24 protein-coding genes are annotated in these 19,264 nt (G+C 73.5%); 17 read left to right on the forward strand and 7 right to left on the reverse strand.

The features are described 5' to 3' along the window. Window positions 1-35 precede the first annotated feature (35 nt). A complete protein-coding gene (locus tag O7619_RS12980; RefSeq protein WP_282287923.1) occupies window positions 36-890 on the forward strand; it encodes a hypothetical protein in 855 nt (284 codons plus the stop codon). Window positions 891-963: 73 nt separating this feature from the next. Here the strand turns inward: O7619_RS12980 and O7619_RS12985 are convergent, their stop codons facing one another. Next, window positions 964-1,641 carry a class I SAM-dependent methyltransferase gene (locus tag O7619_RS12985; RefSeq protein WP_282287924.1) on the reverse strand — a complete coding sequence of 226 codons (678 nt, stop codon included), beginning with the start codon at window positions 1,639-1,641 and terminating at the stop codon, window positions 964-966. A gap of 153 nt (window positions 1,642-1,794) precedes the next feature. Between O7619_RS12985 and O7619_RS12990 the strand changes: the two genes are divergently transcribed. From O7619_RS12990 to O7619_RS13015, 6 genes are all read left to right on the forward strand, one after another. Next, window positions 1,795-2,367, forward strand: coding sequence for a TetR/AcrR family transcriptional regulator (locus O7619_RS12990; protein ID WP_282287925.1), 573 nt, complete (start codon window positions 1,795-1,797; stop codon window positions 2,365-2,367). A 60-nt stretch (window positions 2,368-2,427) separates the two neighbouring features. After that, window positions 2,428-2,811 (forward strand): helix-turn-helix transcriptional regulator, encoded by a 384-nt coding sequence (locus O7619_RS12995; RefSeq protein WP_282287926.1) that lies wholly within the window; start codon window positions 2,428-2,430, stop codon window positions 2,809-2,811. Continuing rightward, a complete protein-coding gene (locus O7619_RS13000; RefSeq protein ID WP_282287928.1) occupies window positions 2,808-3,704 on the forward strand; it encodes a hypothetical protein in 897 nt (298 codons plus the stop codon). Before O7619_RS12995 ends, O7619_RS13000 begins: the two co-directional genes overlap by 4 nt. A 276-nt stretch (window positions 3,705-3,980) precedes the next feature. Beyond that, window positions 3,981-5,198 carry a helix-turn-helix transcriptional regulator gene (locus O7619_RS13005; RefSeq protein ID WP_348774379.1) on the forward strand — a complete coding sequence of 406 codons (1,218 nt, stop codon included), beginning with the start codon at window positions 3,981-3,983 and terminating at the stop codon, window positions 5,196-5,198. A gap of 188 nt (window positions 5,199-5,386) precedes the next feature. Continuing rightward, on the forward strand, window positions 5,387-5,551 hold the full coding sequence (locus tag O7619_RS13010) for a hypothetical protein (protein WP_282287932.1): 165 nt from the start codon (window positions 5,387-5,389) through the stop codon (window positions 5,549-5,551). Beyond that, on the forward strand, window positions 5,538-6,155 hold the full coding sequence (locus O7619_RS13015) for a helix-turn-helix domain-containing protein (protein ID WP_282287934.1): 618 nt from the start codon (window positions 5,538-5,540) through the stop codon (window positions 6,153-6,155). The genes O7619_RS13010 and O7619_RS13015 overlap by 14 nt, the downstream gene beginning before the upstream one ends. Here the strand turns inward: O7619_RS13015 and O7619_RS13020 are convergent. Continuing rightward, the gene (locus O7619_RS13020; RefSeq protein ID WP_282288811.1) at window positions 6,139-6,522 is read right to left on the reverse strand and encodes a hypothetical protein; all 384 of its coding nucleotides are present in this window, start codon (window positions 6,520-6,522) and stop codon (window positions 6,139-6,141) included. The genes O7619_RS13015 and O7619_RS13020 overlap by 17 nt on opposite strands. A 182-nt stretch (window positions 6,523-6,704) precedes the next feature. Here O7619_RS13020 and O7619_RS13025 point away from each other — a divergent pair, with 182 nt between their 5' ends. From O7619_RS13025 to O7619_RS13040, 4 genes are all read left to right on the forward strand, one after another. Continuing rightward, complete coding sequence (locus O7619_RS13025) at window positions 6,705-7,880, forward strand: metallophosphoesterase (protein WP_282287936.1); 1,176 nt, start codon at window positions 6,705-6,707, stop codon at window positions 7,878-7,880. Window positions 7,881-8,001: 121 nt separating this feature from the next. After that, the gene (locus O7619_RS13030; RefSeq protein ID WP_282287937.1) at window positions 8,002-9,054 is read left to right on the forward strand and encodes an NAD(+)/NADH kinase; all 1,053 of its coding nucleotides are present in this window, start codon (window positions 8,002-8,004) and stop codon (window positions 9,052-9,054) included. A 47-nt stretch (window positions 9,055-9,101) separates the two neighbouring features. After that, complete coding sequence (locus O7619_RS13035; protein ID WP_282287939.1) at window positions 9,102-10,274, forward strand: FAD-dependent monooxygenase; 1,173 nt, start codon at window positions 9,102-9,104, stop codon at window positions 10,272-10,274. A 49-nt stretch (window positions 10,275-10,323) separates the two neighbouring features. Then, entirely contained in the window at window positions 10,324-10,614 is a 291-nt protein-coding gene (locus O7619_RS13040; RefSeq protein WP_282287940.1) for a hypothetical protein, read from the forward strand. A gap of 19 nt (window positions 10,615-10,633) precedes the next feature. Here the strand turns inward: O7619_RS13040 and O7619_RS13045 are convergent, their stop codons facing one another. Further along, the gene (locus tag O7619_RS13045; RefSeq protein WP_282287941.1) at window positions 10,634-11,215 is read right to left on the reverse strand and encodes a TetR/AcrR family transcriptional regulator; all 582 of its coding nucleotides are present in this window, start codon (window positions 11,213-11,215) and stop codon (window positions 10,634-10,636) included. Between the two features lie 62 nt (window positions 11,216-11,277). Between O7619_RS13045 and O7619_RS13050 the strand changes: the two genes are divergently transcribed. Beyond that, window positions 11,278-12,294, forward strand: coding sequence for a hypothetical protein (locus O7619_RS13050; protein ID WP_282287943.1), 1,017 nt, complete (start codon window positions 11,278-11,280; stop codon window positions 12,292-12,294). 50 nt (window positions 12,295-12,344) lie between these two features. Here the strand turns inward: O7619_RS13050 and O7619_RS13055 are convergent, their stop codons facing one another. The 4 genes from O7619_RS13055 to O7619_RS13070 all read right to left on the reverse strand — a co-directional run bounded on the left by O7619_RS13055 (window position 12,345) and on the right by O7619_RS13070 (window position 15,069). Beyond that, window positions 12,345-12,788, reverse strand: coding sequence for a nuclear transport factor 2 family protein (locus O7619_RS13055; protein WP_282287944.1), 444 nt, complete (start codon window positions 12,786-12,788; stop codon window positions 12,345-12,347). Window positions 12,789-12,872: 84 nt separating this feature from the next. Next, window positions 12,873-13,694: a formate/nitrite transporter family protein gene (locus tag O7619_RS13060; RefSeq protein WP_282287945.1), complete on the reverse strand. Its 822-nt coding sequence runs from the start codon at window positions 13,692-13,694 to the stop codon at window positions 12,873-12,875. Beyond that, entirely contained in the window at window positions 13,691-14,143 is a 453-nt protein-coding gene (locus O7619_RS13065) for a hypothetical protein (protein ID WP_282287946.1), read from the reverse strand. The genes O7619_RS13060 and O7619_RS13065 overlap by 4 nt, the downstream gene beginning before the upstream one ends. 143 nt (window positions 14,144-14,286) lie before the next feature. Then, a complete protein-coding gene (locus tag O7619_RS13070) occupies window positions 14,287-15,069 on the reverse strand; it encodes an SDR family oxidoreductase (protein ID WP_282287947.1) in 783 nt (260 codons plus the stop codon). Between the two features lie 85 nt (window positions 15,070-15,154). Between O7619_RS13070 and O7619_RS13075 the strand changes: the two genes are divergently transcribed. The 5 genes from O7619_RS13075 (at window position 15,155) to O7619_RS13095 (ending at window position 19,186) form a co-directional block, all read left to right on the forward strand. Further along, a complete protein-coding gene (locus O7619_RS13075) occupies window positions 15,155-16,012 on the forward strand; it encodes a helix-turn-helix transcriptional regulator (RefSeq protein WP_282287950.1) in 858 nt (285 codons plus the stop codon). Window positions 16,013-16,183: 171 nt separating this feature from the next. Next, the gene (locus O7619_RS13080; protein ID WP_282287952.1) at window positions 16,184-17,143 is read left to right on the forward strand and encodes an acyl-CoA dehydrogenase family protein; all 960 of its coding nucleotides are present in this window, start codon (window positions 16,184-16,186) and stop codon (window positions 17,141-17,143) included. Continuing rightward, on the forward strand, window positions 17,137-17,880 hold the full coding sequence (locus tag O7619_RS13085) for a PIG-L family deacetylase (protein WP_282287954.1): 744 nt from the start codon (window positions 17,137-17,139) through the stop codon (window positions 17,878-17,880). The genes O7619_RS13080 and O7619_RS13085 overlap by 7 nt, the downstream gene beginning before the upstream one ends. Then, a complete protein-coding gene (locus tag O7619_RS13090; RefSeq protein ID WP_282287956.1) occupies window positions 17,877-18,503 on the forward strand; it encodes an SAM-dependent methyltransferase in 627 nt (208 codons plus the stop codon). The genes O7619_RS13085 and O7619_RS13090 overlap by 4 nt, the downstream gene beginning before the upstream one ends. Further along, entirely contained in the window at window positions 18,500-19,186 is a 687-nt protein-coding gene (locus O7619_RS13095) for a glycosyltransferase (RefSeq protein ID WP_282287958.1), read from the forward strand. Before O7619_RS13090 ends, O7619_RS13095 begins: the two co-directional genes overlap by 4 nt. The last annotated feature ends 78 nt before the right edge of the window (window positions 19,187-19,264 follow it).

The following is a 19,264-nucleotide window of genomic DNA, read 5'->3' on the forward strand; positions in this document are numbered from 1 at the left end:
GCGCGGCGCCGGCCGAGGCGGAGAGGGAGAAGGACATGCGAGCAAACAGGGGGCGGGGCGTGCTGACGGCCGTCGTGTCGACGGCCGCCGTGGTGGCCGGCGTGGGCTGGGCGGCACCGGCCTCGGCGGCGCCGGCGGGGTTGGAGACGGTCACCCAGTCGGCGGCGAACAGCAGCGTGGACAAGTCGGCGCTCGCGTCCTGCCCGGCCGGCAAGGTGGTCACCGGGGGCGGCGGCTTCCTCCCCGCCGGCTCGTCGGCCGCCGGACGGGTCGGGCTGGACCGGTTGGAGCCGCTGGCGAACGGCACCGGGTTCATCGCGACCTTGCGGGAGGTGGGCCCGGTCAACTTCGCCGGCAGTTGGGGGCTGCAGGCTCTCGCCCAGTGCGCCACCGCGCCGGCCGGATACCAGGTCGTGACCGCGACCGGGGCGGCCGGGACGGAGTACGTCACGGCGAGCTGCGGGACGAAGAAGGTCATCGGCATGGGCGGGCGGATCAACAGCGGCCTGGGCGACGTCGTGCTCGACCAGGTGGTGCCGTCGTTCGACCTGACGTCGGTGACCGTCCGGGCGGTCACCGTGCAGGGCACCTCACCGACGGGCTGGAGCGCCACCTCGATCGCGGTCTGCGCCAACGCGCCCGCCGGGCTGGAGCGGGTCGCGGTCACGGGGACGAGCGCGAGCGACCCGTCCGACAGCCACCTCAAGGCGTGCCCGGCCGGCAAGGGCCTCTACAGCGCGGGCGCGGACATCGTCGCCGGCAACGGCCAGGTGCTGCTCACCGCGATCAACATCACCGGGGGGAACACCGCGCGGATGCGGGCGGACGAGGACGCCGACGGCTTCGCCGGCTCGTGGAGCCTCAACGGATACGGCATCTGCGCAAGCTGATCCGGGACCGGGGTCGCCACCGGCGGCCCCGGTCGCCCTGCCCGCGTCAGCCCGGTCCGGCCGCGCGGACGGCCTACCTGCGGACAGCGGTCAGGTGCCAGGTGGCGTAGGCGAGGGTGACGTCGCCGTCGACCGCGGTGGCGACCGTCGACAGGATCTCGGCGAGATCATCCGGTGGCAGGCTCGCGAGGCCGCCGGACGTGGTGACGAGTTCGAGCAGTTCGTCCGGGGCGTAGGTGCGCTGCCAGTCGTAACGGCGGATCTCGGGTTCGGCGAAACAGCCGGACGCGCGGACTCCCTCGGCGGCGCGGTCGTAGAGGGCGCGGTAGCCGTCGAGAATGGAACCGGTCGGTTGCCGGTAGGGCAGGTTCGGCGCAGCCCGGCGTAACCCGTCGGCGAGCGCGGCGGCGATCGGCGACGGCAGTTCGTAGACGTGGCCGAACGGCGCGAGGACGCCGCCCGGACGCAATATCTCGGCTGCCTTGGCGGCTCCGGCGACGGGGTCGACCCAGTGCCAGGCCGTGCCGGAGACGATCGCGTCGAAGTCGCGGCCGGCGGGCTCCCACGCCTCGAAGGTCGCCACCTCGACGTCGATGCCGCCCGCGCGGGCGAATTCGGCCATCCGGGGGTCGGGCTCGACACCGAGGACGGTACGCCCGGCGGCGCGGAACTGGCGGGCTGCGATCCCGGTCCCGCAACCGACGTCGACGAATGCGGGGCCCGGCGCGGCGGCGACGATGTGCTCGATCAACGCATCCGGATACGGCGGCCGACTGCGGTCGTAGCGCCCGGGGTCGGTTCCGAACGACTCTGCGACGCGGCGGGCTTCGTGCGGTTGCGGCGGTAGAGTGACCATGCGCCCACTCTAATGGGCGATCGCCCATTAACGAAGCGGGAGCGTTGCATGCCGACCGGCGTAGCTCTGCGCGATCCGCGCCAGCAACTGTTCGACGCCGCCGTGCGGGTGCTCACCCGCGGCGGTGTCACGGCGTTGACCAGCCGCGCGATCACCGACGAGGCCGGAGTCGCCAAGGGCGTGCTGCATCGGTACTTCGCCGACTTCGACGCCTTCCTGGTCGAGTTGGTGCTCGACCGCATCGCGCGGGTGGAGGCGGAAGGTGCGGCACTCCGCGGTGCGGCCGGCACGGGGACCGTTGCCGGCAACCTCACCGACGCGATGTTCAAACTCTTCGAGCCGGTCATGTCCGCGATCATCGTGCTCACCATCGCCCGCGACGAGCTGCGCAACCGCCTACGCGCCGCCGGCACCGCCCGGTTTCCCCTGGTGGGCGAGGCGGTCGCCGCGGTGGCCGGCTATCTGGCAGCCGAACGCGACCTCGGTCGGATCGCCCCCGACGCGGACGTGCAGGTGCTGGCGCCGACCCTGATCGGCGCCGTGCAGCTGTTGTTCACCGAGCACCGCGGCGATCCGCCGGTCGACGACGTGCACAACGTGGTGGCGAGCGTCCTGCGCTGACGCGGTGGGCCGGAGCGGACCATCCTGGCTAGATAGTCATGTTGCTTGTATATTCAACTCATGCGATCGACCTCGCGTCCCGCGCTGCGGGAACCGTCGTACTTCGTCCTTGCTGCCCTGCTCGGCGGCCCGCTCCACGGCTATGCCGTGATCAAGCGGGTCGCCGAGCTGTCGGACGGACGGGTGACCCTCGCCGCCGGCTCGCTCTACTCGGTGATCGACCGGCTGCTCGGCGAGGGCCTCGTCACCGCCGACGGTGAGGAGATCGTCAACGGGCGTGCCCGTCGCTACTACCGGCTCACCGACGAGGGCTACCGCCTGCTCGCCGAGGAGGCCGACCGGCTCGCCCGGGCCGCCCGGGTGGTCATGGACCGCCTGCCGCACCGGGGTTTACCGCAGGCAAGCACCCGGCAACCTTCTACCGCGAGGATCAGACCAGCATGAGTGCCGATGTTCTGGAGAAGCGCTACCGGATGCTGCTGCGGGCCTATCCGGCCGGCTACCGGCGCGAACGCGCCGACGAACTGCTCGACACGCTGATCGGTGACGAACCGACCACCCGCCGCTGGCCCAGCCCCCGGGAGGCGGCCTCGCTGATCCGGGGCGCCCTACGGGTGCACGGCGGCAGCACCGCGCCCCGACCCACCGCCGTGCTGCTCTGGCAGGGCATCCACTTGGGCGCCATGGCGGTGCTGGCGCTCGGCGCGCTCATCGGCCTCGACGACCTGATCGAGGCGTTCCAGTTCGGCGGGCTCGCCGAACCCCTGACCGTCCTGCGGAATCAGGGCGTCCACGAGGTCATGATCGGCGCAGCGCTGGTCGCGCTCGTCGCGGGCCGCACCCGCACCGCCGCCGTCCTGGTGGTGGCCGCGGCAGTGGTGCCGACCGTGATCTCCCCGTACCTCTTCCTCAACGGACTGCCGCAGTGGTGGGCGCCGGTGGTCGCCACGCCCCTGATCGTGGCGGGCCTGCGGCGTCCGGCGGACGTGCCGCCGGCGCCCCGGGCCAACGCCGTCCTGGTCACCGCCGGCATACTCGCCCTGCATCTGATCTCCGCGAACGGTCTCCGCATGGTCGACACGGGTGCCCGGATCGGCGCCGCCGCCCTGGTGGTCGTCGGATTGGCCGCCTTCCTCTGGGTGGCGACGGCCGACCAGCGCCTGCTGATCGCCGTCGCACCGACCCTCCTGCTGGGCACCCTCCACCAACTGGGCAACACCGGGTCGGCGGGGGAGTTGCTGCGCCGGCCCGACGCCCTGCCGTCGCTTGTGGTCGCGGTCCTCGTGGTGGTCGGCGCGATCGTCTCGACCCGGCTGCGGCAGCGCACCCGCGCCTGACCAGCCCCTGCCGTCCTGCTGGCGGCTGCGCGCCTGCTGGCGGTTGCGCGTCTGCTGGCGGTGCGCGCCGCAGACACCCATACCGTTCCACTCGTGCCGCGCGCTGGCCATGGGTGGAACGGTATGGGTGTCTCGGGGCACTTTTGACACCCATGGCGTTCCACTCGTGCGGCGTTCGGATGGCGAGTGGAACGGTATGGGTGCATCCGCGCAGCAGGCAGCGGTGGTTGTTACGTTGACGTGACTGGTCGGTGTACCGTCCGTGGTGGTTGTCCACTGGCGAGAGCTGGGGCGCGCGTTCCTCCTTCCTGCGCTGGGAGCGTCGTTGTGTCGCACATCGATCCGCGTTTCGGGGCTCGGTTGCGGGCGCTGCGTGTCGGCCGAGGGCTGTCGCTGCGGGCGCTGGGGCAGCTCGCGCATCGGGGCAAGAGTCATCTGCACGATCTGGAGATCGCCGCCAAGGCTCCGACGCCCGAGACGGCTCGGCATCTCGATGAGGTTCTTCAGGCCGGTGGGGCACTCGTGCGGCTTGTCGGCCTGCCCGTTGACCACGACGCGGAGGCCGATGAACTGTTGGCTCGGGTGCATGCCAGTGACGTGAGCGCCGAGACGCTGGGCCGGATCGAGGCGGGCGTCGACGATCTGGCAAGCGCGTATCCGACCACGCGGCCGGTGGACCTGCTTCCGATGGTGCGGCGGCATCTGGCGTACGTGGGTCGGCTGCTCGACGGCCGGGGCACCCTTGCGCAGCGGCGGCGTCTGATCGTCGCCGGCGGTTGGCTGACCGTGCTGCGGGCGACGGTGCACATCGACCTTCAGCAGCATTCCGCAGCCGGCGCGCACCTGGCTGCCGCTGTCAAGCTCGCCGGACACGGCGAGCACACGGAGATCCAGGCGTGGTGCCTGGAAACCCGGGCGTGGGACCGGCTCACCCGGGGCGAGCCCCGGCAGGCGCTCGAACTGACGCAGCAGGCCCAGCGGGTGGCACCTCGCGGGAGTTCGGCGTACATCCAGGCGACGGCGCAGGAGGCGCGGGTGTGGGCGCGCGTGGGTGATGTCCGGCGGACCCGCGATGCGCTGGACCGCTTGGAGCGGCTGACCGCGAACCTGTCCGTGCCGGAGCAGGCCGAACATCACTACCGGTACGACCCGACAAAGGCGTTGGCGTACACGGCGACGACGCTGTCCTGGGCCGGCGACCCGGCTGCGGAGCAGGTGGCCCGGGTCGTGTTGGCGGAGTTGGATCCGCGCGGGGACGGTGGCGACCGCCCTCGGCGCTCCGCTTCGGCGCGTCTCGACCTGGCCTTGGCGCTGGTCGCGGCCGATCAGCCCGACGAAGCGAGTGCGGTCGCTGCCGAGGCGATCCGCTCCGGGCGGGTCGTGCCGTCGAACTGGTGGCGGGCGCGAGAGGTGCTCCGGCGGGTCGAGCAGACCGGCGCGACAGACGTGTCAGCGCTGCGCGAGGTCTACGAGACGCACCGGCCCGTGTCCTGACAGCGGACAGCCAACTCGTTCAGCGGACACGTGGCACCTTGGGGTAACCGGCCATTCACTCGATGCTGTGGCCAGGGTGGATCACGTTCGGTCACGGTCGTCGCCGGAGAGTGACCCGCCTGGAGTCGGGCGCGGTGGTGTCGGTCCCTGCCGAACATGCCGTCGTGCCCCTACCAGCGGAGGTAGGGATGAGCGAGAAGACCCCGTCCGGAAGCCGAGGCGAGGAGATCCAGGAGGCGGAGCGGGAGGACGCCCGGCGTCGGCTTCTCCAGCAGGCCGAGGCGGATCGGATACCGGTCGAGGAGACGACCCGGGCGGTGCCGGACCGGCGGTGGCGCCGTGGACGGCAGTGACCTGCTGCCGGTCGGCCGGCGGGTGGCGTACTGGCGGGGTCGGCGCAAGCTGTCCCAGCAGATGCTGGCCGACCGGTTGGGCAAGTCGAAGAGCTGGGTGGACAAGGTCGAGCGGGGTGTCCGGTCGCTGGACAAGGTGTCGACGCTTCGGGAGATCGCCGTCGCCCTGCGGATCGAGACGGCGGTGCTGCTCGGTCGGCACGCCGAGCCGGCCGGGGTGGCCGAGCGCGTCGAGGGGGTGGAGCGGATCCGCGCGGCGCTGTCGACGTACGAGATCGCCCTGGGCCGTCCGGTCGGCGGTCGCCCGGTGCGGTCGGTCGAGGCGCTGGCGGGGGAGGTCGGGCACGTGTGGAGCACCTTCCAGCACGCCCGGTATCCGCAGGTGGTCGAGCTGGTGCCCCGGTTGTTGGCGGACGCGCAGCGCACCCACGGCCGAGCTCCGCCACCGCCCAGCCGGTCGGAACGTACTCCTTCGGGTCGCCCGCGACCCGCGCGCCCCGACGGCGCTCACCGACCTCGCGGCCACCATCGGCGCGGGATGACGATGACCGTCCCGTTGCGGCCGGCGGGTGCGGCGGAAGTTCCGGTCATCCGTCCGACGTGAACAGACCCTGGATGCCGACCACGATCGCGATGAGACCGAAGATCGCGAGCAGCAGGCGGACGCCCGTGGCCCCGCCCGGCTGCTCGGTCCGCGGCTCCTGCCGCCCGGTCAACCGGCTCCACAGCAGCGCCAACCCGACGCCGATGCCGACCACCTCGAAATGAAACACCCGGGGGCCGGAAACGAGGTGGACGATCAGGTAGTAGCCGCCGGTTACGAGCGCCACCAGGCCGACGATCCAGGCGACCGGGGCGGCTCGACCGGCCAACCGGTCCAGGTCGTCGCCGACCCGGGGCAACAGCCGCAGCAGCGCGGCAGCCAGCAGGAACCCACCGACGATATTGGCGAGGTCGAGCAGTAGCGCCATGACCACGAGGAATCTCCATTCTGGCGAGGGGCCGAGCCGTGGGAGCGCGCCCACGACCCCCGTTCTCTTCCCCCTGCGGACCGCCGCCATGCCTGTGGATGCGCGCACGGGCGTCCGGCGCAGCGCGTGGTCGATCCGGGCCGGGCCGTGCCATGCTGCACGGACCCGAGGGAGGGACGACGATGACAACTGGCGACGCCGTACACGCGCGGCCGGCGCGACGGTCGCTGCGACCGCTGGTGTCCGGAGCGACGCTTGTCGCGGTCCTCGCGCTGCTGTTCGGGCTGCCCTGGTGGACGTTGACGGTGGCCGCGCGGTGGCCGGGTCCGGTGGTGGCCGCCGGCACGGCGGTGTTCGTCGTCGCGCTTGTCGCGTTCCCCGCGCTGATGTATCTCGGACACGGCCGCCGGCGGCTGGACGCGGCGGCCCGCGCCGGCGACACGCTCCTCGGCCTGGTCTGGATCCTCTTCGTCTGGGCGGTGCTGGGCACCGTGGCCCGGCTCGTGCTGGCCGCGTCGGGCGTCGCGGACCCGGTCCGGTCCCGGGCCGTGGCGGTCGGCGTGGCGCTCGTCTCGGTCGTCCTGGCCGTCTGGGGGTACGCCGAGGCGATGCGCGTGCCCCGGGTCCGGCGGGTGGACGTCACCGTCGACCGGCTCGGCGCGGGCCTCGACGGGGTCCGGGTGGTGCTGCTGACCGACACCCACTACGGCCCGATCGACCGGGCCCGCTGGTCCGCCCGCACCGTCGAGGTGGTCAACGACCTGGCCGCCGACATCGTCTGCCACACCGGCGACATCGCCGACGGCACCGTCGAGCAGCGCCGGGCGCAGGCCGCCCCGCTCGGCGCCGTCCGGGCCCGGCTGGCCCGGGTGTACGTGACGGGCAACCACGAGTACTACGGCGAGGCGCAGGGTTGGGTCGAGCACATGCGGGCCCTCGGCTGGGAGCCGCTGCACAACCGGCACCTCGTGGTGGAGCGGGACGACGCCCGGCTCGTCGTCGCCGGGGTGGACGACGTGACCGCCGCCTCGTCCGGCCTGGCCGGTCACCGGGCCGACCACGCCGCGGCGCTCGCGGGCGCCGATCCGCAGTTGCCCGTGCTGCTGCTGGCCCACCAGCCGAAGCAGATCGGCGACGCGGTGGCGGCCGGCGTGGATCTGCAACTGTCCGGGCATACCCACGGCGGCCAGATGTGGCCGTTCCACTACCTGGTCCGGCTCGACCAGCCGGTCGTGCAGGGCCTCAGCCGGCACGGCCGGACCCAGCTCTACACGAGCCGGGGGACGGGGTTCTGGGGCCCGCCGTTCCGGATCTTCGCGCCGAGCGAGATCACCCTGCTCACCCTCCGGGCCGGGTAGCCCGGACCGCTCGGCACACCATCCGATGCGGTGACTACGGCGGTGGCGCGGCCATCGCGGGCCCGGTGTGTCACGGTGGAGGTCGGCGGCGGGGTGGCGGCGCGGGACCGGGGGGACACGGATGCGGTTGGACCGGATCGGCATGGTGGTGCACTCCGGCAAGGCGGAGGCGACCCGGGCCGCCGAGGAGATCCGGGCCTGGGGCGTCGACCGGGGGGTCGAGACGGTCGAGCTGGACGTGTGGCACGCGACCGAGCGGCGCACCGGCCGGGACGAGACACGGGCGATCGGCCTGCTCGACCTGATCGTCACGATCGGCGGTGACGGGACCTTCCTGCGTGGCGTGCACATCGCCGCGACGGTCGACTGCCCGGTCCTCGGGGTCAACGTCGGGCGGGTCGGGTTCCTCACCGAGGTGCCCCCGGAGCGCACGATCGAGACCCTTGAGGCGGCGCGGGTCGGCCCGGTGCGGGTGGAGGAGCGGATGACCCTGACCATGCGCGCCTCCCGGCCCCTGGAGATCCCCCCGGAACTCGGCACGCTGCTGCGCTACGGCCGGGGTCCGGCGATGCCTCCGCCCGGGGTGCGCGACAGCACGCCGGAGGCCGTCGGTTGGGGGGTGCCGTTGGACGTCGTCGCCGTCAACGACGTGGTCTTCGAGAAGCTCGCCCGGGACCGGCAGGCGAGCCTGGGCCTATACATCAGTGGGCGGCTGTTCGCCTCGTACTCCGCCGACGCGGTGATGGTCTCCACCGCGACCGGTTCGACGGCCTACAGTTTCGCGGCCGGCGGGCCGGTCCTGTCGCCACTGCTCGACGCGCTGGTGTTCACTCCGGTCGCCCCGCACATGGCGTTCAACCGCAGCCTGCTTCTCTCCCCGCAGGAGTCGGTGGGGGTGCGGGTGCTGCCCCGGTCGGGGCAGGTCGCGGTGAGCATCGACGGGCAGCTTCGGGGGGTGCTGGACCCGGGCGACTGGGTGGCCGCGTACGCCGCGCCGTGGCGGTTGCGGATCCTCCGGTTCGGCTCGACCGACTTCTTCGGACGCCTGCGGGACCGCTTCTCGCTCGCCGACGCGCCCGCCGCCACGGCGGACGGGGACGCCCCGCTGGTCTACCGGCCGGACAGCCCGGTGCCGGAGGACCTGCGGCACCTGCGGGACATGCGCGGTGAGTGACCGGAAAACCGGTTGGCGCGTGCGCGGGGTCCCGACACACTGCGTCGGTGAATCCCCCTGTGCTGGTCGTGGGCGCCGGGCCGGCGGGCCTGGTCGCCGCACTCGCCCTCGCGCGCCGTCGCGTCGGCGTCCGGCTCGTCGAGCGGGCCGCGTCGCCCGCGTCGGGCTCGCGGGCGAAGGGCATCCAACCCCGCACGCTTGACGTCTTCGACACGCTCGGCGTCGTCGAGGAGGTGCTGGCCGCCGGGGGGCCGTTCCCGCGCTGGCGGAGCTATCGCGCAGGTCGCCTGGCCTGGGAGAAGTCGCTTTACGACCTGCTCGGGATCGGCCAGCCGACGGCATCCCCGGGTGTTCCCTACCCGGAGACCTGGATGGTCCCGCAATGGCGGACCGAGGAGATCCTCCGGGGCGCTCTGCGTCGACTCGGCGTGGAGGTGGAATATCAGTCGATGCTGGTCGCGATCGCCGAGGACGAGGGCGGGGTCACCGCCACGATCCGCCGGCCCGGCGGGACCGAACGTCTCCGGTCCCCCTTCGTCGTCGCCGCCGACGGCGCGGCGAGCACCGTACGGAAAGCCCTCGACGTCACCTTCGACGGTGTGACCAGGGACGACGAACGGTTCCTCACGGCGGACGTCCGCACCTCGGGCCTGGACCGCTCCTACTGGCACAACTGGTCGCGTCCCGACGACCCGGCGGCCCGGGTGTCCGTCTGCCCGCTGCCGGGCACGGACACCTTCCAGTTCGTCGCTCCGCTCCGGCCCGGTACGGACGTCCCCGCTCTCGAACTGGCCACGGTCCAACGGCTGTTCGACGAGCGGTCCGAGGGCGTCGCGGTGACCTTCGACGACGCTCCCTGGATGACCGTCAGCCGCACGAACGAGCGGATCGCGAGCCGGTTCCGCGTCGGCCGGGTGTTCCTCGTCGGAGATGCCGCGCATGCCGTTCCGGCGGCGGGTGGTCAGGGGATGAACACCGCCATCCAGGACGCGCACAAACCTCGCCTGGAAGCTCGGCATGGTCCTGCGGGGCGCTCCGGCGGACCTTCTGGACACCTACGAGGAGGAACGCCGTCCGATCGCCGCGCGCCTGATGAACGGGCTGGACGCCGCCGACGACCGTGGCGAGACGGCAGACATCTTCCAGCTCCGGAACAACTATCGCGGACGCCGGCTCAGCCGGGACACCCGACCGGAGCCCGGCATCGTCCGGGCCGGTGACCGAGCCCCGGACGCGCCCCTCACCCTCGCGGACGGCTCACGACTCCGGTTGTTCGAGTTCATGCGGGGCGCGGAGTTCACCGCGCTCGCGTTCGGCGACGAAGCGGTCGGCGGCTGCGAGGCGGTGGTGGGCCGGGGCGGTCCGGCGAATGCCCTCCGCGTGCTCGACGTCCGGCGTGCGTCGCCGGGGAGCGCTGACGCGGTCCGGGCGATCTACGGCGCGGCACCCGACTCCCTCTTCGTCGTGCGCCCGGACGGGCACGTCGGGCTGGTCGCGGTGAGCCGGTTCGCCGAGGAGTTGGGCCGTTACCTCCCACTCCTGGCGGGTGGCGGGGCCTGAGGCGGGCAGCGGAGCAGCATCAGCCGCGACCGCGCACCAGGGGCAGGAACACCTCGTCGACTATCTCGACGAGCACCTCGTCGGGGACCGAGGGGACGCCGCGCATCGCGTACTCGGCGCGCAGCAGCATCATCGGTGTGGTCGCCACCCGGCGGTGGGTGGCCGCGGTCGGCGCCTCGCCGCGGGCCACGGCCCGTTCGAGCATCGTGATCCACGCGCGGTCCATGGTGTCCGCACCGGAGCGTTCGCGCATGAGGGTGAGCAGCTCCGGGTCGTCGGCCGCGGCGGCGAGCAGGCCGCGCAGGATCACGCCGTGCGGCGACGACCACGTCTCGTTGGCCCGCCGGAGCATCTCCAGCGCGTCGCCTCGGAGGCTGCCGGTGTCCGGGTTCGGCAGGGCGGCGTCGGAGAGGTGGCGGTACGCCGCGATGCCCAGCGCCGCGCGGTGCGGCCACCGGCGGTAGATGGCGTTCTTGTTGGTGCCGGCGCGGGCGGCGACCCGGTCCATCGTCATGCCCGGGTATCCGGACTCGCGCAGTTCCGCCGCCGCCGCGAGCAGGATCGCCCGTTCCAGTTCCGCGCCCCGACGCCTCGTGCCCATGGCTTGCAGGGTACCCGCCGTACCTTATAAGGTACGAGGCGTACCCTGAGGAGAGGCTCCCGATGCGCGTCTTCGGCATGAACTACGACACCGGCTTCGTCAGCGCCGGGTCCACCACCCACGAGCCGTTCGACCCCGACACCGTACGCAACGACATGCGCGTCATCCGCGACGAGCTGCACTGCGACGCGGTGCGCGTCACCGGCGGCGTCCAGGACCGGCTGGAGCTGACCGCGCGGCTGGCGGCCGAGGCGGGGCTCGAGGTGTGGTACTGCCCGTTCACCAACGGCCTGGACCGCGACGAACTCATGGCGTTCGTGCTCGACGGTGCCGAGCGGGCCGAACGGCTGCGGCGTGGTGGCGTCCCGGTCGTGTACCTCACCGGCTCCGAGATCTCCATGTTCACCGACGGCTTCCTGCCCGGCCGCGACCTGGCCGAGCGGATGGCGCTGTTCACCGACCCGATGCGGATGCGGGAGGCGGTCCCGGCCGCCCGGGCCGCGGTGCGCGACTTCCTCGCCGAGGCGGTGCCCGCGGTGCGCGAACGCTTCGGTGGCCCCGTCGGATACGCCTCCATCCCGCTGGAGGACGTCGACTGGTCGCCGTTCGACATCATCGCCAGCGACGCCGGCTACCGCGACGCGACGAACGCCGCGGCGTTCCCGCAGAGCCTGGCGGCGGCGGTTGGCCAGGGCAAGCCCTACGCCGCCACCGAGTTCGGCTGCTGCACGTACCGCGGCGCGGCCGACGTCGCGGGCGCGACCGAGCCGGTGACGTACGACGAACACGGCCGCGCCGCCACGCTCACCGCGGCGTTGGAGCGCGACGAGGAGGGCCAGGCCCGCTACCTGGTCGACCTGCTGCGCGACTACGAGGCCGGTGGGGTGGAGGCGGCGTTCGTCTACACGTTCGCCAACCGGCACCTGCCGACCACCGGCGACCCCGAGCACGACTACGACCTGGCCGCACGGGGGATCGTTCGGGTGCTGCCGGACGGCTCGTGGACGCCCAAGGCCGCCTTCCACGCCCTCGCCGAGTACGGCCGCTCCCGCGCGGCGCGGAGGCGGCCCGCCGGCTAGCCGTCCGCCAACTGCCCGGGGTCATTCCCCACGGCGCCGGGCAGGTGGCGTCACCCGTGCGCGGCGGCGTGCCCGTCGGCGGGGCCGACGTGCGACGCGACCAGGCGCCATCCCTCGTCGTCGAGGATCCAGGTCCGCGTGTAGCGGACCCGTGCGACGAACGGTTCGCCCGAGAGGGTTCCTTCCAGCGTGCCGAGGAACCACGTCACCCCGGTGCCGCCGACCACGAGGACCGCCAGGTCCTCCTCGTCCACCCGGGTCATCGTCTGCTGACCGGACCGATGCACGCGCAGGTCGTCCTGTTTCGAATAGAGAGCGCCGTCCGGCCCGGTGAACACGAGCCGGTCGTCGAGCAACCGATCCAGCTCCGCGACGTCGGAGGACAGTTGAGCGCGTTGCAGACGCCGTTCGGCGGCGCGTAGGGCCTCGACTCCGGCGACTTCCGTTCCGCCGGTCCCGGGAGCCTCGTCGGACGACTGGCGTGTGTGGGACATCGATCCCTCCGGCTGAGCTGGATGGGGCGGCCCCATCATCCTGGCACGTGTGCGCCCCCTCCCGGAGCCCCGGTCCGGAACGCTTCAGGACTGGTCGGCGCGTTCCTGGAGCAGTCGGTGCTCCACCCGCACCAGCCGCAGGAACGCCACCAGGCCCACCCCGCCGACGACGTTGCCCAGCACCGACCAGCCCAGTGCACCGAGCCAGTCCAGGTAGCCGAACGGGGCGTGCCCGGTCGCCAGCGCGGCGAACATCAGGATCGAGTCCAGCACGCTGTGGAACAGTTGCCCGCCGGCGAGCAGCGCGCCGAACAGCAGGGCCGGCACCAGCTGGACGCCGAGGCTCTCGGTGGCGTGCTGCATCCGGGTCATCAGGGTGATCACCATGCCGGCGAGCACCGCCAGGACGAACGAGCGCAGGTTGACGCCCAGGTCGGCGTAGAAGCGGCCGGACTCGATCGCGGTCTCGCGCAGCGCGGGCAGGCCGGTGACGATCAGCCAGGCCAGCAGCCAGCCGCTGACCAGGTTGCCCGCCAGCGTGACCGCCCACAGCCGCAGCAGCGACCCGAACGACTTGCGTCGGGCGACCACCGCGGTCACGGGCACCAGGAAGTTCTCGGTGAACAGCTCGCTGCGAGCCAGCAGCAGCGCCACGAAACCGATGCTGAACGCGAGCCCGGCCAGCAGCGGCTGCCCGGTGGCGTGCTCGACCAGCAGGTACCCCAGCACCCCGGTGCCCACGTCGATGCCGCCGAGCAGCCCGGTGGCGATCAGCGCCGGCCACGGCCGGGCCAGCCGCGTGTCGCCCTCCTCCACCAGCCGGTCGAACGCCTCTTCGAGCTCCGGCTCCGGTCGCTCGGGAGTGGTCTCCTCGGCGCGGTCGGCCTTCCGGCGCTGTTCGCTCATGGACGCGCCGTACCCGAACCGGGACGGATTAGCCCGAATATGGTCGTCTCGGTCGCCGTCGGAGGTGCCGGACCGCCTTCCAGGGCGGACCGGACGCGCTGCCGTAGCAGGTCGTACTGCTGCCGGCAGCGCCCCGGCGGTCCCGGCGGGCGGTGCTGCACCCGGGCGCCGACGACGGCCTCTCCCGGGTGGAACTGGTCGGCGGTGAGGTCGACGTCGTCGCCGCCGGGCAGCCGGTTCCAGTAGTGGTAACCGACTTTGACGCCGCCGACGAAGACCTCACCGAGGACGAGCGCGCCGCCGAGGAGGTCCTGCACGATCAGTGCGGTGACCCCACACTGCCCGCGGGCCGGGTTGCCGGGGTGCCAGTCCGCCACGTCGTGCGGATCGCAGGTGTCCGCTCCCCAACTCGCCCGCAGGATCGGCCGCAGCCGCTCCAGGTCGATCATCGGACGATCTTGTCGCGGGTCACGTTCTTCGAATGTCACGCACGAAGGGTGCGGGCTCCACCAGGTCGAGGGTCAAGGCAACAACGCGCGTACGCCTCCTGCGCCGGCACTGTCCCCGACAGTCGGCGCCACGACGGGAGGTGTCAGGCGCCGGCGCCGCCGTCCACCGGGACGATCGCGCCGGTGACCATGGCGGCGCGGTCGCTGAGCAGCCAGGCGGCGGCCTCGGCGACCTCGCGTGGTTCGGCCATCCGACCCAGCGGGATGGCGGTGTTGATCCGCTCGATCACGCCCGGGGACGCCGCCTCCCAGGCGTCGATCATCTCGGTCGCGGTGCCGCCCGGGGTGATGCCGTTGACCCGGATGCCCTGGCCGGCCCAGGTGACGGCGGCGGTCTCGGTGATGCTGTTGAGCGCCCGCTTCATCGCCCCGTAGGCGGGCAGGTCCCGGTTCGCGCGGCGACTGCCGATGCTTGAGGTGTTGACGATCGCGCCGCCGCCGGTGCGCCGCATCAGGGCCGCCTCGGCGGTCATCGCCGTCCAGTGCCCGCGGAAGTTCACGGTGAACTGCCGTTCCACGTCCTCGTCGCTCGTCGTGTCGAGCGGCCCGGGCTGCTGGATCGCCGCGCCGTTGTTGAAGGCGCCGTCGAGCCGGCCGTGCAGCTCGTCGACGCGCTCGACGGCGGCGCGCACGCTCGCCCGGTCGGCGAGGTCGAGGGTGACCGCGTCGGCGACGCCGCCGTCGGCGCGGATCCGGGCGACGATCCGGTGCAGGGCGTCCGCGTCGCGGGCGGCGAGCACGACCGTGGCGCCCTCGCGGGCGAACAGGTGGGCCGCGGCCTCCCCGATGCCGCGGCTCGCGCCGGTGATGAGCACGACCTTGCCGGTGAGCAGGCCGATCGGTGTGGTGTTCCCGTCGTTGGTCATGCCCCGAGCGTGGTGGCGGCTCGACCGCGCATACAGGCACCGGTGGTACCAGGTTCGGCCGCCGCGCGGGAGGCAGAATCGGGGGATGGACAGACACGAACTCGGGGCGTTCCTGCGCAGCCGCCGCGACCGGCTGCGACCGGAGGACGTCGGCCTCGCCCCGGGTCGGCGACGCCGTACGCCCGGCCTGCGCCGCGAGGAGGTCGCGGTGCTCGCGCACATCTCCACCGAGTACTACGTGCGACTCGAACAGGGCCGCGCGCCACGGCCGTCGGGCGAGGTCCTCGCCGCCGTCGCGGGCGCGCTGCGGCTGACCGACGTCGAGTCCGACCACCTGCACGTCCTCGCCGGCGCCACGCCGAGCCGCGCCGGGCTGCACCGCCGGGACGTACGCCCGAGCATCCTCGCGCTGCTCGGCCGGCTGCCGGGCACGGCCGCGTTCGTGACGTCCGCGACCTTCGAGGTGCTCGCCTGGAACGATCTCGCAGCCGCGCTCATGGAGGACTTCGGGCGGCTCGCCCCGCGGGAGCGCAACCTCGCGCGCCGGGCGTTCCTCGGGCCGGCGCTCGGCGCCGCGCCGATGTACGGCGTCTCCGACGCCGCCGAGTTCCGCCGACACGCCGTCCGGCGGTTGCGGGCCACCCACGCCCGGTATCCGCGCGACCCGGCGGTGACCGGCCTGGTCGCCGAGCTGCGCCGGGCCAGTCCCGACTTCGCCCGCCTCTGGGACCGCCACGACGTACGGGCCGCGTCGATGCTCACCAAGACCTTCCACCACCCGCTGGTCGGTGAGATCACCCTCGACTGCGACTCGCTCGACCTCACCGACCGCGACCAGCACCTCGTGCTCTACACCGCGCCGGCCGGATCCCCGGACGCCGACACCCTGGCCCTGCTCGCCGTGGTCGGCCCCGACTACGCCCCGACGCACCGGTCACCCTGACCGCACCGGCGCAGCCGGTGGCCGGGATCCGCTGACCACTGGCGGCAGGTGCGCGCCCGACCATGTCAGGCGATGTTTCGCCCCCCGTGGGAAGGGCATCTTCCGGCCGCGACCCACGTCGGTTGCCGTAGTGCCGGGATGGGGGTTCGCGATGACGGGTGGGGGTCCGAGGTGACCACGGGAGGGCGGCACACGGCGGCGGCGTTCCGGTCGGCGGTGCGCGACGGGCGTCTCGACCTGCCGTTGCCCGGCGGCGGACGGACGGCGGAGCGGTGGCGGCGTCTCGTCGAACTCGGCCGCGCCGACCTGGCGCTGGCGCGGCTGGGGGAGGGGCACGCCGACGCGCTGGCGATCCTCGCCGAGCTGGGTGCGGCGATCGATCCCGGGTGGCGTCGCGAACCGTGGGGCGTCTGGGCCGCCGCACCGGCCTCGGTCACCGCTTCCCGGGACGGCTCCCGGTGGCGGCTGACCGGTGACCGCCCCTGGTGCTCCGGAGCGGGGCTGCTGTCCCGGGCCCTGGTGACCGCCGTCGCCGCCGACGAGGTACGACTGTTCGCGATCGAGGTCGGCGCGGCCGGAGTCACCCCGGTGGCCGGCACCTGGCCCGCCGTCGGCATGGCCGCCAGCGACAGCCGGACCGTCCGTTTCGACGGCGTGACCGCCGTGCCGGTGGGCGGTCCCGGCGGTTACACCGCGCGGCCGGGCTTCTGGCACGGCGGGCTGGGCGTGGCGGCCTGCTGGTACGGCGGGGCGGTCGGGGTCGCCGACACCCTGCACGCCGCGGCGCGGCGCCGTGACTTCGGCCCGCACGCGCTGGCGCACCTCGGGGCCGTCGACGCGGCCCTGACCACCGCCCGGGCCGTCCTGTTCGCCGCCGCCGCCGAGATCGACGCGAACCCGACCGGCGACGCGGACCGGTTGGCGCACCGGGTTCGCGCCACCGTCGAGGCGACCGCCACCACCGTCGTGGACCGGGTCGGCCGGGCGCTCGGGGCGGGCCCGTTGTGTCAGGACGCCGACCACGCCAGGCGGGTCGCCGACCTCACGGTGTACGTGCGCCAGAGCCACGCGGAGGCGGACCTGGCCCATCTGGGTGAGCTGGTGACGGCGGTCGGAGACCCCGGATGGTGAGGCCGATCGCCGGCGCGGGCACCGACGAGACGATCTGGCGTACGTGGCCCGCCCCGGCCGCCTGGCCCGCGCTGGCCCTGGACGACCCGGTGCGGTCGACGCCGCCGCTCGTCGTCGCCCCCCATCCCGATGACGAGGTGCTCGGTGTCGGCGGCCTGGTCGCCATGCTCGCCGAGGGTCCCGGCGCTGAGATCGCGGTGGTGACCGACGGTGAGGCGTCCCATCCCGGTTCGACGGTCCACTCCCGGGCGGAACTGGCCGCGATCCGGCGGGCCGAGACGGTCACGGCGTGCGGACTGCTCGGCGTCGCGCCCGCCGCCATCGAGCACCTCGGGCATCCCGACGGTGGGGTCGACGAGGCGGCGCTCACCGACGCGCTGACCGCCCGGCTGGCACCCGGCCGGTGGTGCGTCACGACCTGGCGCGGCGACGGCCACCCGGACCACGAGGCGGTCGGACGGGCCGCCGCGGCGGCCTGCCGGCGCACCGGCGCGATGCTGCTGGAGTTCCCCGTCTGGACGTGGCACTGGGCCGAGCCGGACGAACCCGACGTGCCGTGGCACCGCGCGCGCCGGATCGACCTGACCGGGGCGGCCAGGGCGGCCAAGCGGGACGCGATCGACGCCTTCCACAGCCAGGTCCGGCCGCTCGGACCGGACCCCGCCGACGCCGCGATCCTTCCCCCGCACGTCCTCGCCCGCTTCGCGCGTCCCTACGAGACGGTGTTCGTGCCATGACCGCCCGACGCACTCCGGCGGCGTACTTCGACGACATGTATGCCGGGGCCGAGGACCCGTGGAGTTTCGAGACCCGCTGGTACGAACAGCGCAAGCACGATCTGACGGTCGCCTGCCTGCCTCGTCGGCGATACCGGTCGGCGTTCGAGCCGGGGTGTTCGACAGGCGTGCTCACCCGCCGTCTCGCCGCCAGGTGCGACCGGCTGCTCGCGGTCGACCTCGTCGCCGCGCCCGTGGCCCGCGCCCGGCAGCGGCTCTCCGACCTGGCGCACGTGCGGGTGGAGCAGATGCGCGTGCCCGACGAGTGGCCGGCCGCGACGGACATGCCCTTCGACCTGGTCGTGCTCTCCGAGCTGGGCTACTACCTCGACGACGCCGGCCTCGACCTGCTGACGGCCCGGGCGGTGGACTCGCTCGCGCCGGGTGGCACGCTCGTCGCCGTGCACTGGCGGCCCGTGGTGGCCGAGCACGTCCGTGGCGGGGACGACGTGCACCGGGTGCTCGAACACGTGGACGGGCTGGCGCGGACGGCGCGGCACGAGGAGGCGGACTTCCTCCTGGACGTCTTCCTCCGGGTGCCGCCGCCGGCCCGCTCCGTCGCGCAGGCCGAAGGTCTGCGGTGAACCGGATCGCGGTCGTGGTGCCCGCCCACGACGAGCAGGTGTTGCTACCCGGCTGTCTGACCTCGGTCCGCGGCGCGCTCCGGCACCTGCCGGTGCGCTCGGAGGTGATCGTCGTCGCGGACGACTGCCGGGACGGGACGGCCACCGTCGCCGAGCGCCTCGGCGCCGTCGTGGTGACGGTACGGGCCCGCAGCGTCGGCCGTGCCCGCGCCGCCGGCATGGCGTACGCCCTGCGTTACGGCTCGGACGGCCTGTGGCTCGTCACCACCGACGCGGACAGTCGCGTGCCCCGGCGGTGGGGCGGCTGGCAGTTGCGCCACGCCCGCGCCGGCACCGACCTGCTGGTCGGCACCGTGCGTGTCACCGACTGGGCGGTCCGTTCCGAGCAGGTCCGGGAACGCTTCGAGATCCGGTATCGGCAGGGCCTGACCGCCGCCGGTCACCGGCACGTCCACGGCGCGAACCTGGGTTGCGCCGCCACGGCCTACGAGCGGCTGGGCGGATTCTCCGACCTGCGACACGGCGAGGACCACGACCTGGTCGAGCGCGGTCGCCGGCGTGCCATGCGGGTCGTCGCCGACGCCGGCTGCCCGGTCCGGACCAGCGCCCGGCGGCACGGCCGGGCCCCGCACGGCTTCGCCGGCTACCTCGACGCCCTCGACGGCCGGACGGCGGCCCGCTGAGGCAGGCCCTAGGGTCGGGACGCCTGTACGAAGGTGACCCGGCCGAACCTGTGGTCGACGTGCGCGACCTCCCGGGCG

The organism is Micromonospora sp. WMMD998 (genome assembly GCF_029581235.1).
GTDB lineage: Bacteria > Actinomycetota > Actinomycetes > Mycobacteriales > Micromonosporaceae > Micromonospora.

Bases quoted from the DNA above. Each gene is read 5' to 3' on its own strand.
- O7619_RS13070 (WP_282287947.1), bottom strand. From the start codon at position 15,069: ATGACCAACGACGGGAACACCACACCGATCGGCCTGCTCACCGGCAAG.
- O7619_RS13000 (WP_282287928.1), top strand. From the start codon at position 2,808: ATGAGTGCCGATGTTCTGGAGAAGCGCTACCGGATGCTGCTGCGGGCC.
- O7619_RS13030 (WP_282287937.1), top strand. From the start codon at position 8,002: ATGCGGTTGGACCGGATCGGCATGGTGGTGCACTCCGGCAAGGCGGAG.
- O7619_RS13050 (WP_282287943.1), top strand. From the start codon at position 11,278: ATGCGCGTCTTCGGCATGAACTACGACACCGGCTTCGTCAGCGCCGGG.
- O7619_RS13025 (WP_282287936.1), top strand. From the start codon at position 6,705: ATGACAACTGGCGACGCCGTACACGCGCGGCCGGCGCGACGGTCGCTG.
- O7619_RS13065 (WP_282287946.1), bottom strand. From the start codon at position 14,143: ATGATCGACCTGGAGCGGCTGCGGCCGATCCTGCGGGCGAGTTGGGGA.
- O7619_RS13055 (WP_282287944.1), bottom strand. From the start codon at position 12,788: ATGTCCCACACACGCCAGTCGTCCGACGAGGCTCCCGGGACCGGCGGA.
- O7619_RS13085 (WP_282287954.1), top strand. From the start codon at position 17,137: ATGGTGAGGCCGATCGCCGGCGCGGGCACCGACGAGACGATCTGGCGT.
- O7619_RS13090 (WP_282287956.1), top strand. From the start codon at position 17,877: ATGACCGCCCGACGCACTCCGGCGGCGTACTTCGACGACATGTATGCC.
- O7619_RS13075 (WP_282287950.1), top strand. From the start codon at position 15,155: ATGGACAGACACGAACTCGGGGCGTTCCTGCGCAGCCGCCGCGACCGG.
- O7619_RS12990 (WP_282287925.1), top strand. From the start codon at position 1,795: ATGCCGACCGGCGTAGCTCTGCGCGATCCGCGCCAGCAACTGTTCGAC.
- O7619_RS12980 (WP_282287923.1), top strand. From the start codon at position 36: ATGCGAGCAAACAGGGGGCGGGGCGTGCTGACGGCCGTCGTGTCGACG.
- O7619_RS13045 (WP_282287941.1), bottom strand. From the start codon at position 11,215: ATGGGCACGAGGCGTCGGGGCGCGGAACTGGAACGGGCGATCCTGCTC.
- O7619_RS13010 (WP_282287932.1), top strand. From the start codon at position 5,387: ATGAGCGAGAAGACCCCGTCCGGAAGCCGAGGCGAGGAGATCCAGGAG.
- O7619_RS13060 (WP_282287945.1), bottom strand. From the start codon at position 13,694: ATGAGCGAACAGCGCCGGAAGGCCGACCGCGCCGAGGAGACCACTCCC.
- O7619_RS12995 (WP_282287926.1), top strand. From the start codon at position 2,428: ATGCGATCGACCTCGCGTCCCGCGCTGCGGGAACCGTCGTACTTCGTC.
- O7619_RS13020 (WP_282288811.1), bottom strand. From the start codon at position 6,522: ATGGCGCTACTGCTCGACCTCGCCAATATCGTCGGTGGGTTCCTGCTG.